Source organism: Testudinibacter sp. P80/BLE/0925, assembly GCF_053570785.1.
On the sequence record NZ_CM131636.1, the window covers coordinates 980,708 to 994,533 of the forward strand.

General features: G+C 47.0%; 16 protein-coding genes and 3 tRNA genes. 5 read left to right on the forward strand and 14 right to left on the reverse strand.

Annotated elements, in window-relative coordinates; translation table 11 throughout:
• Window positions 1–19 precede the first annotated feature (19 nt).
• On the reverse strand, window positions 20–460 hold the full coding sequence (locus ACWA5Z_RS04665) for a GNAT family N-acetyltransferase (RefSeq protein ID WP_431054145.1): 441 nt from the start codon (window positions 458–460) through the stop codon (window positions 20–22).
• A gap of 195 nt (window positions 461–655) precedes the next feature.
• Between ACWA5Z_RS04665 and tpiA the strand changes: the two genes are divergently transcribed.
• Entirely contained in the window at window positions 656–1,423 is a 768-nt protein-coding gene (tpiA, locus tag ACWA5Z_RS04670) for a triose-phosphate isomerase (protein WP_431054146.1), read from the forward strand.
• Window positions 1,424–1,495: 72 nt separating this feature from the next.
• Here tpiA and ACWA5Z_RS04675 read toward each other — a convergent pair whose 3' ends face one another.
• The 6 genes from ACWA5Z_RS04675 to ACWA5Z_RS04700 form a co-directional block, all read right to left on the reverse strand.
• Entirely contained in the window at window positions 1,496–1,975 is a 480-nt protein-coding gene (locus tag ACWA5Z_RS04675) for a YchJ family protein (RefSeq protein WP_431054147.1), read from the reverse strand.
• A gap of 64 nt (window positions 1,976–2,039) precedes the next feature.
• A tRNA-Arg gene (locus ACWA5Z_RS04680) sits at window positions 2,040–2,116 on the reverse strand.
• 64 nt (window positions 2,117–2,180) lie between these two features.
• Window positions 2,181–2,257 (reverse strand) — tRNA-Arg (locus ACWA5Z_RS04685).
• A 10-nt stretch (window positions 2,258–2,267) separates the two neighbouring features.
• Window positions 2,268–2,357: transfer RNA gene (locus tag ACWA5Z_RS04690), tRNA-Ser, on the reverse strand.
• Window positions 2,358–2,487: 130 nt separating this feature from the next.
• Window positions 2,488–4,506 (reverse strand): DNA helicase Rep, encoded by a 2,019-nt coding sequence (rep, locus tag ACWA5Z_RS04695; RefSeq protein ID WP_431054148.1) that lies wholly within the window; start codon window positions 4,504–4,506, stop codon window positions 2,488–2,490.
• Window positions 4,507–4,509: 3 nt separating this feature from the next.
• Complete coding sequence (locus ACWA5Z_RS04700; protein ID WP_431054149.1) at window positions 4,510–4,734, reverse strand: YceK/YidQ family lipoprotein; 225 nt, start codon at window positions 4,732–4,734, stop codon at window positions 4,510–4,512.
• 175 nt (window positions 4,735–4,909) lie between these two features.
• Between ACWA5Z_RS04700 and ACWA5Z_RS04705 the strand changes: the two genes are divergently transcribed.
• A complete protein-coding gene (locus tag ACWA5Z_RS04705) occupies window positions 4,910–5,446 on the forward strand; it encodes a hypothetical protein (protein ID WP_431054150.1) in 537 nt (178 codons plus the stop codon).
• A 38-nt stretch (window positions 5,447–5,484) separates the two neighbouring features.
• On the opposite strand, the gene ACWA5Z_RS04710 is transcribed toward ACWA5Z_RS04705, so the two are convergent.
• The 7 genes from ACWA5Z_RS04710 to rpsP form a co-directional block, all read right to left on the reverse strand.
• The gene (locus tag ACWA5Z_RS04710; protein ID WP_431054151.1) at window positions 5,485–5,799 is read right to left on the reverse strand and encodes a helix-turn-helix domain-containing protein; all 315 of its coding nucleotides are present in this window, start codon (window positions 5,797–5,799) and stop codon (window positions 5,485–5,487) included.
• Window positions 5,789–6,142 (reverse strand): type II toxin-antitoxin system RelE/ParE family toxin, encoded by a 354-nt coding sequence (locus ACWA5Z_RS04715; RefSeq protein ID WP_431054152.1) that lies wholly within the window; start codon window positions 6,140–6,142, stop codon window positions 5,789–5,791. Before ACWA5Z_RS04715 ends, ACWA5Z_RS04710 begins: the two co-directional genes overlap by 11 nt.
• Window positions 6,143–6,277: 135 nt before the next feature.
• On the reverse strand, window positions 6,278–7,003 hold the full coding sequence (locus tag ACWA5Z_RS04720; protein WP_431054153.1) for a nitroreductase family protein: 726 nt from the start codon (window positions 7,001–7,003) through the stop codon (window positions 6,278–6,280).
• A 154-nt stretch (window positions 7,004–7,157) separates the two neighbouring features.
• Window positions 7,158–7,505, reverse strand: coding sequence for a 50S ribosomal protein L19 (gene rplS / locus ACWA5Z_RS04725; RefSeq protein WP_084256716.1), 348 nt, complete (start codon window positions 7,503–7,505; stop codon window positions 7,158–7,160).
• Between the two features lie 36 nt (window positions 7,506–7,541).
• Complete coding sequence (gene trmD / locus ACWA5Z_RS04730) at window positions 7,542–8,288, reverse strand: tRNA (guanosine(37)-N1)-methyltransferase TrmD (RefSeq protein WP_431054154.1); 747 nt, start codon at window positions 8,286–8,288, stop codon at window positions 7,542–7,544.
• A 53-nt stretch (window positions 8,289–8,341) separates the two neighbouring features.
• On the reverse strand, window positions 8,342–8,866 hold the full coding sequence (gene rimM / locus ACWA5Z_RS04735; RefSeq protein ID WP_431054155.1) for a ribosome maturation factor RimM: 525 nt from the start codon (window positions 8,864–8,866) through the stop codon (window positions 8,342–8,344).
• Window positions 8,867–8,909: 43 nt separating this feature from the next.
• Window positions 8,910–9,158, reverse strand: coding sequence for a 30S ribosomal protein S16 (gene rpsP / locus ACWA5Z_RS04740; RefSeq protein WP_431054291.1), 249 nt, complete (start codon window positions 9,156–9,158; stop codon window positions 8,910–8,912).
• Between the two features lie 271 nt (window positions 9,159–9,429).
• On the opposite strand from rpsP, the gene ACWA5Z_RS04745 reads away from it, so the two are divergent.
• From ACWA5Z_RS04745 to ACWA5Z_RS04755, 3 genes are all read left to right on the forward strand, one after another.
• A complete protein-coding gene (locus ACWA5Z_RS04745; protein WP_431054156.1) occupies window positions 9,430–9,807 on the forward strand; it encodes a YbaN family protein in 378 nt (125 codons plus the stop codon).
• Window positions 9,808–9,889: 82 nt separating this feature from the next.
• Complete coding sequence (ushA, locus tag ACWA5Z_RS04750; protein WP_431054157.1) at window positions 9,890–11,551, forward strand: bifunctional UDP-sugar hydrolase/5'-nucleotidase UshA; 1,662 nt, start codon at window positions 9,890–9,892, stop codon at window positions 11,549–11,551.
• 286 nt (window positions 11,552–11,837) lie between these two features.
• Window positions 11,838–13,706, forward strand: a complete 1,869-nt coding sequence (locus tag ACWA5Z_RS04755) for a protein-disulfide reductase DsbD (RefSeq protein ID WP_449343130.1) — start codon at window positions 11,838–11,840, stop codon at window positions 13,704–13,706.
• Window positions 13,707–13,826: the final 120 nt, after the last annotated feature.

The following is a 13,826-nucleotide window of genomic DNA, read 5'->3' on the forward strand; positions in this document are numbered from 1 at the left end:
AACCTCTTGTCATCAAATATTAATCCGCCAACCGCACTTCAAATACCCCTTTATTCGGGTTGAGTTTAAAGCCCTGCTGCTGCCAGAATTCGCGTTGGTTTTGCGTACTTTCGACCACCAGCAGATTACTTTGGGTAAAACTGACGAATTCGCAGCTTTTGCGCAACAATTCGTGCATGATCGCGGTTTGATTGGGAATATCGCTGACAAAAATATCGGTCAATTGCCAGTAACGTTGTAGGCGGAGTGAGGATAAACGCGGGTAGAGTTGTACAAAGCCGACCGCTTGCTGCGCGTCATTCAGCGCCAGAAACAAAATGCTTTCGCTGAAGCGAATCCGATTTGCCAAAAAAGCCAATGCCCTTTCCGGGTTTTCCTGCATGCCTTGCTCGCGGCGATATTGCTCGAACAGCGGGAGCAGCAGTTCCAGATTCCATAACTCAGCTTTAAATATCCGCATAATTGCCTCTAAATTAACCAGTTTTGTAGCGAATTGTAACGGTTTTATCCGTAATAATCATCATTTGTTAAATAAAAAAGCGGAAAAAGGCAAAAAGCGCGAAAATTTTCGGCGGATAAAAAGCAATTTAGAGCAAGTTTTGCTATAGTGAACGCAATTTTTATTGATTCATCTTAAATTAACAAGGAGCAAAAAATGGCACGTCGTCCTTTAGTCATGGGTAACTGGAAATTAAACGGCAGCAAAGCGATGACCCGCGAATTAATTGCGGGATTGAAAGCGGAGCTGGCGGATGTCAAAGGCTGTGATGTCGCAATCGCACCGCCGTTGATGTATTTGGCGGAAGCCGAAGCCGCCTTGCAAGGCAGCAACATCGCATTGGGGGCGCAAAATGTGGATACCAATGTGTCCGGCGCGTTCACCGGTGATATTTCGACCGAGATGTTAAAAGATTTCGGTGCGAAATACATCATTATCGGACACTCCGAGCGCCGTACTTATCATAAAGAAAGCGATGAATTTATCGCGAAGAAATTTGCCGCATTAAAAGCGGCAGGCTTAATTCCGGTGTTGTGTATCGGTGAAACCGAAGCGGAAAACGAAGCCGGTCAGACCGAAGCCGTGTGCGCACGTCAGATTGACGCGGTGCTGAACAGCTTGGGCGCAGACGCGTTTAACGGTGCGGTGATCGCCTATGAACCGGTGTGGGCAATCGGCACCGGCAAATCCGCAACCCCTGCGCAAGCGCAAGCGGTTCACAAATTTATCCGTGATCACATCGCCAAACAAGATCAAGCGGTTGCCGAGCAAGTGATTCTGCAATACGGCGGTTCAGTCAATGACGCCAACGCAGCAGAATTGTTCACCCAACCGGATATCGACGGTGCATTGGTCGGCGGCGCTTCCCTGAAAGCGGCCGCATTTGCGGTGATCGTCAAAGCGGCGGAACAAGCCAAAAACTAAGCTGACCGCACTTTAGTCCAAAAAATAAAAACCGAATTCTGATCTGGATTCGGTTTTTTGTCGGCTGAATTTCTAACTTAGAAATGGCGCACAGCACTGCTTAAATTTTTTGCCCGAGCCGCATAAGCAGGGCTGTTTCATACTCGGATAGTGCGCTAAGGTCGGATCAAGAAAATACCAACGTCCGTCGATGTTGACAAAGGTGGATAATTCATGATGGGCTTGTTGCCCGGCGCCAGTTCGATAAAACGCGTTGAATTCCACTTGCGCATGAATTTTGCCGATTTTAGGCAAATGTTGCACAATTTCAAGCCCTGCCCATTGGGTTTGTTGCGCCCAGTGTAACATCGCCGCCTGATTCAAGTGCGGTTGTTGCGCAGGTACGGTGGTGGCAACCAAATAATCTATTTTTTGCAATACATAAGCCGCATAACGTGAACGCATAAGTTGTTCGGCAGTTTGCGCAATGATTTTTTCTTGATGTAATGGTTGGCAGCAATCTTGGTAGGATTGATCGGATTGGCAAGGACAGGATAAATCGGCACAAGTCATCAGAATAACATTATCAATAAGCGGAATATTTTTGCTGAAAAAGCGAGATTTCAAGAAGAAAAAATGGCGCATCCGAGAGGATTCGAACCTCTGACCGCTCGGTTCGTAGCCGAGTACTCTATCCAGCTGAGCTACGGATGCGTCGTTTTAAGATGATTAACCTTCATTTTGCCTTTTTACATTTTAATGAGAGTAAGCATTAAAATGGCGCATCCGAGAGGATTCGAACCTCTGACCGCTCGGTTCGTAGCCGAGTACTCTATCCAGCTGAGCTACGGATGCGCAGAACAAATGGCGGTGAGAGAGGGATTCGAACCCTCGATACAGTTTCCCGTATACACCCTTAGCAGGGGTGCGCCTTCAGCCTCTCGGCCATCTCACCGCAATCGGTTTGAGCGCACATAATACGGTTTTCGGAAAATATGTCAATCGCTTTTTTAACGGAAACCGCACTTTTACCTTTTTTCGCATTCGTTTGTTTGATTTGCAAACAATTTTTGCCGAAAGTGCGCTCAGCTTTTACGCTTTAACAGCGCTTTTAAATTGGAAACATGGCTACTGGTTTTTTGCTCGATTTGCTGGCTGGTGAGCGGTGGTTTATCGCGCTCCCATTGCAGATCGTCTTGCGGCAGTTCCAGTAAGAAACGGCTGACTTCGGGGCGAATCAGTTCGCCGTATTGCCGCCGTTCTTTGCATAACGAAAAAGTCAGTTCCTGCTGGGCGCGGGTGATACCGACATACGCCAAGCGCCGTTCTTCTTCCACGTTATCTTCGTCGATACTGGTCTGGTGCGGCAAAATCCCTTCTTCCATGCCGACCAGATAAACATACGGAAATTCCAAGCCTTTTGAGGCGTGCAACGTCATCAATTGCACCTGATCGCTTTCGTCATCGTCTTCGCCGCGTTCCAACATATCGCGCAGGGTTAAGCGTGTGACCACCTGATTTAACGTCATGGCGTCGTTATATTCATCACCGCGCAGCATGTCTGCCACCCACTCGAACAGCGTGGCGACGTTTTTGCTTTGCATTTCCGCCTGTGCCGGGCTGGCGGCGTGTTCAAACAGGTATTCCTGATATTGCAAGGCGGATAACATCTCGCGTACCGCACTTTCCGGCTCGCTGCGTAGCGCGTGATCATTCAGCTCGACAATCCAACGGGCGAAATGTTGCAACGCTTGATAAGCGCGCGGTGTGAGGCGTTGAATCAGTTCAAATTCGAAAACGGCGGCGAACAGGCTGATCTGTTTCTCTTGTGCCAGTTGCCCCAGTTTTTCTAAGGTTGCGGTGCCGATTTCGCGTTTCGGCGTATTCACAATGCGCAGAAATGCCGCGTCGTCATCTTGATTCACCACCAAGCGCAAATATGCCATCATGTCCTTGATTTCGGCACGCGAAAAAAACGACGTGCCGCCGGAAATTTTATACGGAATACGGTTTTGCATTAGCATTTTTTCCAGCAAGCGCGACTGGTGGTTGCCACGATACAGAATGGCGTAATCTTTGTATTGGGTTTTGCGGATAAAACGGTGCGCCACCAGTTCGGCGACAATCCGCTCCGCTTCGTGTTCTTCGTTTTTGGCTTCGATCACTTGCAATTTTTCGCCATGATCTAAGGTGGAAAACAGTTTTTTATCAAACACATGGTCGTTGTTATCAATCAAGATGTTGGCGGCGTGCAAAATCCGCTGGCTAGAGCGGTAATTCTGTTCCAACTTAATCACTGCCAGTTGCGGAAAATCATCGCGCAGGCGGATCATATTTTGCGGACGCGCGCCACGCCACGAATAAATCGACTGATCGTCATCACCCACCACGGTAAAACGCGCCTGTTCGCCGACCAGCAGTTTGATCAGTTCATATTGGCTGGTGTTGGTGTCTTGATATTCATCGACCAACAGATAACGGATTTTTTCCTGCCAACGTGACCGCACTTCGGGATATTGTTGAAACAGCAGGGTCGGCAGCATAATCAAATCGTCAAAATCAAGCGCATTGTAAGCACGGATTTGGTTGTGATATTGCTCGTAGCACAACGCAAACAACAGCTGTTTTTGCCCGTCGGCAATGCCTTTGGCGCGTTCGGGCAAGATCAAATCATTTTTCCAGTTGGAAATGGTGTTTAACAACTGATTTAACAGATCTTTATCGCCTTTGAGATACGGCTCGGTCAGCGCTTTCAGCAGGGCGAGTTGGTCGTGCTGATCGAACAGGGTGATATTGGCTTTATAGCCCAAATGGCGGTATTCGCGTTTGATAATATCGAAGCCGAGCGTATGAAACGTGGATACCGTCAGGCCTTTACTAGCTTGTTTGCCAATCGAATGCGCCACCCGCTCTTTCATCTCGCGCGCGGCTTTATTGGTGAAAGTCACGGCGGCGATTTGCTTCGGTTGATAACCGCACTTTTCAATCAAATAGGCGATTTTGTTGATAATCACCCGGGTTTTGCCTGATCCTGCACCGGCAAGCACCAAGCAAGGTCCGGTGACATATTCGACGGCGTTTTGTTGTTGCGGATTGAGTTTCATCGGTTAATCCTGCGCAAGGGCATAAGGCAAAAGTGCGGTATCGAGAATAAACGACAGCGGAATATCCAAAATCGGCAAGCCCCAACGTTGCGCCATTTCATAATCGTATTTCACACCGGCATAGGCGCTATAGGGCTGGGTCTGATTGATCAAACTCACAATCGTGCCGCAGCCGCTGAGGTTCAAACAGAAGCCGAATAGAACGCAAAAATACAGATATTTTCTCATTTCCTTTACCAAATAGAAATTGAAGTGGTGATTATAAAGGGAGTTGGCGGGAGAACAAATCACATTCTTAAAATAAGGGTTGATCTTACTTGCGCTGTGCTGTGCTGTAAAATTAAGCGATTTTTTTGAGCTAATGTCAAGTGCATTTTAATTTTATTATTAAGGAGTTATATGAATGAAAAGATCTCTGTTACTCACGACGGTTATGCTATGTTTTACGCTTGCCGGCTGCCAGCAAATGTTGGAGGCAAGCCGTTCGATGCGAGCGGCATTGGAGAATATTAATACCGGATTATCAGGTGCTTATGTCGAGCAAACTACACAAAACTCGATTGATTCAACGCTCAATAATGCGAAACCGAATAGTGCGGTTAAAGCATTATTTAATGATGCCAAACCAACAATGAACAAAGTGTTAGGACTATTAGCCTGTTTACCAGATGGTAGTCATTCAAATTCCCAGCTTATGATCTACAGTGATCCAGACAGTATTGAGCCGCATAGTCGAGTTAAACCACAAAGTAACATGAGTTATCATAAATCGGGTTGTTTAAATGTATCTCGAGTAATCGGATTTAAGAAATTAGCGGCAAATACTTTTGAGTTTAAAGTCTATTTTACCTCGCGACAGAGCGGAGAGACCGTTAACAAGCGCTATCATGCCATTAAACAACCTGGTGGTGAGTGGCTATTCGATTTTTGGGGGCTTTAATCACGATCATACACGCTTGTTTAGGCAACTATTCAGAATTAGCGTATTGACAGATACGCTGATTTATTGGTTTTTGCCAACATCATTAATAAGCTGTCAAGGGTAAACTTGCCGATCTTGCGATTAACCATATCGGAAATTCGAGGGCGGGTAACGCCTAAAATAGTCGCAGCATCAGCTTGTTTTAATTGATTTTCTTGAATCCAACTATCCATTGCCTCAACCAAAGCCAGTTTCATCTCTATCACCGCTTGGCTGTGTGCTTTCAAGCTTGCCGCTTCACTATCGGAGAACCCAAGATCGAGAAAAACATTGCCGTTAGCGGGGGTGATATGGGTGATTTTATCGTTCATTTTCTATCTCCAATAAGGTTTGATACCGTTTTTTGATCAACTCAAGATCGCGCGGGCTAGTTTTTTGTGTTTTCTTTTGAAATGCGTGTAGCACATAGATGCGTTTTGTAAACTTAGCAACATAAACTAAGCGAAATGCACCACTGTGATCGCGGTGTCGAATTTCAATAATGCCATTTCCAAGATTATTCATGACTTTATAATCACGTGGGCTTAATCCCTGTTGCACGAGATCTAAATCGTGACCAAGCTCTGATTTTATGTTGTCAGGAAATAATCTTAATATTGCTAATGTTGAACCCAACCATGCTATATCTTTGCGCACCGTTCTCTGTTTGTACAAAATTTTATACCTATCTTATCTGATAATGCAAGCTAGTAAATAAAATTTATATACTCAAGAAAATAGAGTAGCGAAAAGATTGCGATCAAGATTCCAAAAATTAAATTTGCTCACTTAACGTGATAAGCAAAGTGGTTAAACCTCACGATAAACCTGTTCAAACGGAACACGATAGCGTGCGCCCCAAATGCCGCGCCTTGTTTCGCGAATGCCGCAGACTACGATCATATTGATTTCCGCTGCGCGTGGTAGGTTCAAAATCCGTTTTACCCTGCGGCTGTCCAAGCCTTCGAGCGGGCAGGTGTCGTAGCCTTGTTCTGCCATTGCCAGCATAAAGGTTTGTGCGGCAAGGGCGCAGCTTTTGTGGGTCACAATGCGCGAATCGGCTTCCGAAACATTGGTGGCAATCGGGCGGAATAAAGCGATACTGTGGGCGATCAATTTGCGTAATATGCCCAGCAGACCGAAGCCGCGAGCATACAGAAACGGCATTAATTTGCCGTAATAGCCGTTTAACCGTTTTAAGCGTGCGGCTTGTTGCTCTGGCGGTGTATTGCGCTTGAGATCATCGCTGAACGCCGCTAATACCTGTTTGGCACGTTCACGGTAGAGATCCTGACGGGTCACAAATACCACCATTTGTTGCGCGGTGGTGGCGGCATTTTGGCTGAGGCAGGCTTCGGCAAGCTGCGCAAGTGCGGTTTTGTCCGTGATATGATAAAACTGATACAGTTGCATATTCGAGCTGCTCGGAGCGAGTTGCGCCAGTTGCAAACATTGGCGTACTTTGTCGCTGTCGAGCGGCGTATCGCTGTAGTGGCGCACCGCGCGGCGGTGGCGGAGCATTTCGCTTAAGTTCATAAGGTATCCTTTGTTGTGCGCTGAGGGTGTATTTATTCTACACCTGTTGTTGGATTGCCGCCAATGCCGCCGAGGGCGACATCTTTTTCAGCCGCAAAGTAAAAAGGCTTGGAATTTTCCAAGCCTTTTGTTTTGGTTTTTGCAAACCGTGCGATTAGTTCAAACGCTCTTTGATACGTGCAGACTTACCACTACGCTCACGCAAGTAGTACAGTTTCGCTTTACGTACCGCACCTTTGCGTTTCACGCTGATACTGTCGATTACCGGCGAGTGAGTTTGGAATGTACGCTCAACGCCGACACCGTTTGAAATTTTACGCAGGGTAAATGCTGAATGCAGGCCGCGGTTACGAATTGCGATAACCACGCCTTCGAACGCCTGCAGACGTTTTTTACTACCTTCAACAACCCATACTTTCACTTCCAAAGTATCACCGGGACGGAAGCTCGGTACGTCTTGTTTCAATTGTTCTTGTTCAAGTTGTTTAATAATGTTACTCATAATAAATACCTTTTATTCCTAGATGTAACTGAATCTTTACTCTTGCCGTTTGATCTGAGCCAACAGCACTCTCTGTTCGTCAGTCAGAGCTAGGCTCTCTAAGAGCTCAGGCCGGCGCGTCCAAGTGCGGTGCAATGACTGTTGTAACCGCCATTTGCGTATTTCCGCATGGTTGCCCGACATTAAAACCGGTGGCACGGCCACGCCGTTTAACACTTCGGGGCGGGTGTAGTGCGGGCAATCGAGCAGCCCGTCGGCAAAAGAATCTTCTTCTGCGGAGGCTTGCTTGCCCAACACACCCGGAACAAAACGGGCAACGGCGTCAATCAATGTCATTGCCGGCAGTTCTCCGCCGGTGAGGACATAATCCCCAACCGACCACTCTTCATCGATTTCCGCTTCAATCAAGCGTTCATCAATGCCTTCATAACGTCCGCACAGCAAAATCAGATTCTGATATTGTGCTAATTGCTGCACGCCATGTTGGTCGAGTTTGCACCCTTGCGGTGAAAGGTAAATCACTTTCACCTCCCCTGCCGTTACTGCCCGTGCCGCTTGCTTGGCGGCATGAATGGCGTCGCGCAACGGTTGCACCATCATCAACATGCCCGGTCCGCCGCCGTAAGGGCGGTCATCGACCGTTTTGTGTTTATCATGGGTGAAATCACGCGGATTCCAACATTGCACTTGTAACAGCCCGTGTTTTACAGCTCGTCCTGTGACCCCGAATTCGGTGATTGCTTTAAACATTTCAGGGAAAAGACTAATAATCCCAATCCACATAATATGACCTTATGCTAAAAATGTTACCGCCAAAGCGCCCACTGTTGCTGAGGTTAGAAACCAGCGTCCCAATCCACTTCAATAGTCTTTGTGGCGAGATCGACTCTTTTAACTACTGTTTCTTCAAGATACGGAATTAACCGCTCTTGTTTGCCGAAAGCATCATTCAGATTGGCTTTCACCATGAACACGTCATTCGAACCGGTTTCCATCATGTCGCTGACCACACCCAATTGATAGCCTTGCAGGTTGATGACTTGGCAGCCGATTAAATCGTGCCAGTAATAGCCTTCTTCCAGCGCAGGGAAATTGTCTGCACTCACCCCGATTTCCACGTTGGTTAATGCGTGTGCCGCGTCACGATCATCGACGTTTTTCAGTTTCACGATCAAATCGTTACTGTGATAACGCCAGCTTTCCAGTTCGGTGGCTTGCCATTGACCTTTGATATTCAAATACCAAGGCTGATAATCGAAAATACTTTCTTGTTGTTCTGTCGATGAATAAATTCGCAACCAACCGCGAATCCCGTAAGTTGAACCCAACTTGCCGACCGTGCTGATGTTTTGCGTGTTCATATTCACCTACTTATTGATTGCTTATAAAGCGTTTAAAAGCAGATTACGCTGCTTTTTGCGCTTCTTTAACTAATGCGGATACGCGCTCAGATAAAGAAGCACCTTTTTCCAACCATGCATTCACACGGTCTAAATCTAAACGTAAACGTTCTGCGTTACCGGTAGCAAGTGGGTTAAAGAAACCGACACGCTCGATAAAACGACCGTCACGCGGGCTGCGGCTGTCCGCAACAACTACTTGATAAAATGGGCGTTTTTTTGCACCGCCACGAGATAAACGAATGGTTACCATAGCGTCCTCTAAAATGATAGTAAAAATAAAACCCTCGTTCGAGGTGAGGGTGTCATGCGCTTTCGATGGCATACAGCCATAAAAAGTCGTCAGATTTTACTCTTTTCCTGAAGAAAAGCAAGTTTTACCGCCGGCGTAAGCCAAATTATCGGCGTGAACCGCACTTTCAATGGCTACGCCTGTGCAAGTGCGGTCAGCGGTTGTCAAAGCAAGACGAAAATCGCTATAATGCGAACTATTCTTAATTGAAAGGCGGCAAAGTGCGGTTCGGATGAAAGTGGTGAAATGGGTTTATGTTTTATTGGGATTTATTGCGCTCGGGTTGGGCATTCTCGGCATTCCGTTGCCGATCTTGCCGACCACGCCGTTTTTGCTGCTGGCGCTCTATTTTTTCGGCAAAAGCTCCGATCGCCTGCACGCTTGGTTTTTGCAAACCGCACTTTATCATAACTATTTGAAATCCTTTGATGAACAGCGCGCGCTGACCGCCAAAAGCAAAGCCTATATCTTGTTGCTTTCCACCGCAATGATCGCCGCCAGTTTCTATTTTATGCCGTCGATTTACGGGCGGATTTTTATTATTCTCTTATTATTGGTCGAATACTGGTTTTTCTTCTTTTGGATTAAAACCCTACCAAGCACAAAATGATAGCTTTTGTCGCCGTTTTTTAGCATACTGACTACGGCTTTTTTATCAGGAACTCTTCTTACTTTTTTTAGGAAATCTCAATATGAAATCTTTTTTTAAATTAAGTCTTTGTACCACGTTAGTCACATCCGTATTAGCCATTCCCACTTTCGCCCAAGCCTATGAACAAGACCGCACTTATCAATTGACCGTGTTGCATACCAATGATCTGCACGGCCGTTTTTGGCAAAACCAAAACGGTGAATACGGACTGGCGGCACAAAAAACCTTGATTGACCGCATTCGCAAAGAAGTGGCGGAGAAAGGCGGCGAGTTGATTTTGCTCAACGCCGGCGATTACAACACCGGCATTCCGGAATCCGATTTGCAAAACGCCAAACCGGATATCGAAGCGATGAATGCAATGGGCTACGAGGCGTTGGCCTTGGGCAACCACGAATTTGACAATCCGCTGCAATTGTTGGATATGCAAGAAAGCTGGGCGAAATTCCCGTTCTTGTCCGCCAACGTGTTTAATAAAAAAGATGGCAGTTTATTGGTAAAACCGTACACCATTTTAGACAAACAAGGGTTGAAAGTGGCGGTTGTCGGTTTGACCACCGAAGATACGGCGAAACTGGGCAACCCGGAATTTATCTCCAATGTGGAATTTGTCCGTCCGGCGGAAGCGGCAAAAGACGTGCTGGCGGCGTTGAACGACAATGAGAAGCCGGATATTAAAATCGGCTTGACCCATATGGGCTATTATCATGACGCTCAATACGGTTCGAATGCGCCGGGCGATGTGTCGATGGTGCGTGAATTGGAGAAAGGCGCGTTTGATCTGGTGATCGGCGGTCACAGCCACGACACGGTGTGTATTAATGACGACGGCAGTTTCAACGACAAATACAAACCGGGCGATGTCTGTAAACCGGCATTTGAAAACGGCACTTGGATTATGCAAGCCGGCGAATGGGGTAAATATGTCGGGCGTGCCGATTTTGAATTTAAAAACGGCGAGTTGAAACTGGTGAACTATCAATTAGTGCCGGTCAACTTAAAAGAAAAAGTGAAAAATGCCGAAGGCAAAACCGAATATGTGCTGTTTCAAGAGGAAATTCCCGCCGATGCGGAACTGTTGGCGCACCTGAAAGTCTATCAGGACAAAGGCGATGAATTACTGGGCGTGGAAGTCGGCAGTGTGAATGAGAAGTTGGAAGGTGATCGCAATGTTATTCGCTTCCGACAAACTAATTTAGGGCAGCTGATCGCCCGTTCGCAAAAAGAGCGTGCCAAAGCCGATATCGGCATTATGAACTCCGGCGGTATCCGTGCTTCAATCGAGCCGGGTAAGGTCACCTATAAAGATATTCTGACGGTGCAACCGTTCGGGAATATCATCAGCTATGTCGAGTTGAACGGGACTGAGCTGATTGATTACCTGAATGTGGTGGCGTTGAAAGAAGTCGATTCCGGTGCGTATGCGCAATTTGCCGGCATTGCCATGACCGTCGACCGCAAGGCGAAAAAAGTGTCGGAGGTGAAAATCAACGGCGAGCCGCTGGATCCGAAAAAAGTCTATCGGATTTCTTTACCAAGTTACACCGCGGCAGGGGGGGACGGCTATCCGCTGGTCAGCGACAATCCGACCTATGTCAACACCGGTTTTGTGGACGCGGAGAGTCTGAAACTCTATTTTGAGGAAAATTCACCGATTGATGCGGCGAAATTCCAAGCCAATGAAGAGATTATTTATAAATAATCCTAGACAGCAACAATAGATCTTATGTTTAAAATCCGATAAGGTATCACCATTATCAGATTATTGACAAAGTAAGTGATGAGGCAAAGTCGGGGCGGATTATATATCCGCCCGAACGGTACTTTGCGCTTCCCCTTTATTGATTAACTGCTTATATCGCACTCCGCAAACGGGCGGATATATAATCCGCCCCGACTTTTACAATCAATATTGTGCGTTTTAGTCTTTGTCAGCAGCCTGATTATCGGATTTTTATAATTTATTGTTTTGGCTAAACGGAAAAATGATGTTACGCAAACCGCACTTTACTCGTCCCTTTCGTTATCAACAGCTATTATTCAGCCTGTTGGTTTTTTTTGTTTTTGCATTTTTAAACAGCGCGGTCGCCAACGGTTTGTTCGGCGGCAAGAAAGAGCGGTTTTTACCGCCGCATGAAGCCTTCATCTTTTCGGCGCAAGCGGATCAGCAAAATTTACACCTCGATTGGCAGATCGCCGAAGGTTACTATTTATATCAACGTGAAATTTCCGTTGAAGACGAACAGGGGCAAATCAGCGAGTTAGCCTTGCCGCCTGCAATACCCTACCATGATGAATTTTTCGGTGAAGTCCAAATTTACCGCAATCAGTTAGCATTTGCAGTGCCGTTACATAACCGTAACGGAAAAATTATCGTTAATTACCAAGGTTGTACCAGCGGTTTTTGCTATCCGCCGGAAACGCAGGAATTGGATTTGGCGGCGTTACGGGGCGGCGCAGGCACAACCACAACGGCAACGGTGATCGCTGGTGTTGATAGCGCAGCACAAAGTGCGGTCAGCGAAAACGCCACCACAACCGAACGTACGCCTGTAGCGGATAACCGACGTGTTGACGATAGCTTATTTAACCGTAACAGCACCGAACAGCTGGCAAGCAATCTGGGCGAAAACAAATTCAGCATTCTGTGGTTTTTCGTCTTGGGATTGGGCTTGGCATTTACCCCATGCGTGCTGCCGATGTTGCCATTGTTATCCTCAATCGTGATCGGGCAAAAAGAACGCCCGCAAAGCCTGCGCGCATTGTTGCTGAGTTTGGTCTATGTGCAAGGCATGGCATTGACCTATACCGCACTTGGCTTATTAGTGGTGGCGATCGGTCTGCCGTTTCAAATTGCGCTGCAAAGCCCGTATGTGCTGATCGCTTTCTCGATTCTGTTTATCGTATTGGCGGGTTCGATGTTCGGTTTGTTCACGTTGCAACTGCCGTCCGGTTTACAGAATAAGCTCAATCAACTTAGCCAAAAACAGAGTGGCGGTGCTTATTGGAATGTGTTCCTGATGGGCATGATTGCCGGCTTAGTGGCTTCGCCGTGCGTCAGCGCGCCGTTGTCGGGGGCGCTGTTGTATGTGGCACAAAGCGGGGATTTTGTGGTCGGCGGCTTGAGCTTGTATTTATTGGCGCTGGGCATGGGCATTCCGCTGGTGCTGGTCACCCTGTTTGGCAATAAAATCCTGCCGAAGGGCGGAGAATGGCAGGAAAAAGTCAAAATTGCCTTCGGTTTCGTGATGCTTGCCGTACCGGTATTCCTGATTTCGCGCCTGTTGCCGGAAGTGTGGGAAAACCGTTTATGGTCGCTATTGGGTGTGGCGTTTTTCATCTGGTTGACTTCGGCAATCAGCGATAAAAAATCGATGTTGGGAATTAAATTGTTACCGTTAGTGGCGGCGATCGTGGTGGCGCAACCGCTGGTCAACTGGCTTGCACCGCTGGTGACCGGCAACAGCGAAAGTGCGGTAGCCGCAACGCCGGCACACGCCGAATTTGCCGAGATTGCCGATTACGACGCCTTACAAGCGGCATTGAAACAGAACCAAGGGCAGTTGGTGATGTTGGATTTGTACGCCGACTGGTGTGTTGCCTGCAAAGAATTTGAAAAATACACCTTCAGCGATCCGCAAGTACGGCAACAGTTTGCTCAAATGAAGTTATTGCGTGCCGATCTGACCCGCAACAGCCCGCAAAACCGCACTTTAATGGAGCAACTGCGCGTAGTCGGTTTGCCGACCATTATCTTCTTCGACCAAAACGGCAAAGAGATCCCGCAAAGCCGAATCAGCGGATTTTTAGATGCAGAACAGTTTAGGGAATGGGTACAGCCGTTGTTGGAGAAATAGCGCTCTAGGCTCTAAAACTTAACGATCTGGAAAAAATAAAATAAAAAGACTATCGAATAAATCATAACGATAGTCTTTTTTTAATTCTTTTTAAATAATTCCAATCGCTAATGGTCGGGT

Coding starts and splice junctions, on each gene's coding strand:
- ACWA5Z_RS04720 (WP_431054153.1), bottom strand. CDS start 7,003: ATGAACTTAAGCGAAATGCTCCGCCACCGCCGCGCGGTGCGCCACTAC.
- trmD (WP_431054154.1), bottom strand. CDS start 8,288: ATGTGGATTGGGATTATTAGTCTTTTCCCTGAAATGTTTAAAGCAATC.
- rep (WP_431054148.1), bottom strand. CDS start 4,506: ATGAAACTCAATCCGCAACAACAAAACGCCGTCGAATATGTCACCGGA.
- rimM (WP_431054155.1), bottom strand. CDS start 8,866: ATGAACACGCAAAACATCAGCACGGTCGGCAAGTTGGGTTCAACTTAC.
- ACWA5Z_RS04710 (WP_431054151.1), bottom strand. CDS start 5,799: ATGAACGATAAAATCACCCATATCACCCCCGCTAACGGCAATGTTTTT.
- rplS (WP_084256716.1), bottom strand. CDS start 7,505: ATGAGTAACATTATTAAACAACTTGAACAAGAACAATTGAAACAAGAC.
- ushA (WP_431054157.1), top strand. CDS start 9,890: ATGAAATCTTTTTTTAAATTAAGTCTTTGTACCACGTTAGTCACATCC.
- rpsP (WP_431054291.1), bottom strand. CDS start 9,158: ATGGTAACCATTCGTTTATCTCGTGGCGGTGCAAAAAAACGCCCATTT.
- ACWA5Z_RS04745 (WP_431054156.1), top strand. CDS start 9,430: ATGAAAGTGGTGAAATGGGTTTATGTTTTATTGGGATTTATTGCGCTC.
- tpiA (WP_431054146.1), top strand. CDS start 656: ATGGCACGTCGTCCTTTAGTCATGGGTAACTGGAAATTAAACGGCAGC.
- ACWA5Z_RS04705 (WP_431054150.1), top strand. CDS start 4,910: ATGAAAAGATCTCTGTTACTCACGACGGTTATGCTATGTTTTACGCTT.
- ACWA5Z_RS04665 (WP_431054145.1), bottom strand. CDS start 460: ATGCGGATATTTAAAGCTGAGTTATGGAATCTGGAACTGCTGCTCCCG.
- ACWA5Z_RS04675 (WP_431054147.1), bottom strand. CDS start 1,975: ATGACTTGTGCCGATTTATCCTGTCCTTGCCAATCCGATCAATCCTAC.
- ACWA5Z_RS04755 (WP_449343130.1), top strand. CDS start 11,838: ATGTTACGCAAACCGCACTTTACTCGTCCCTTTCGTTATCAACAGCTA.
- ACWA5Z_RS04700 (WP_431054149.1), bottom strand. CDS start 4,734: ATGAGAAAATATCTGTATTTTTGCGTTCTATTCGGCTTCTGTTTGAAC.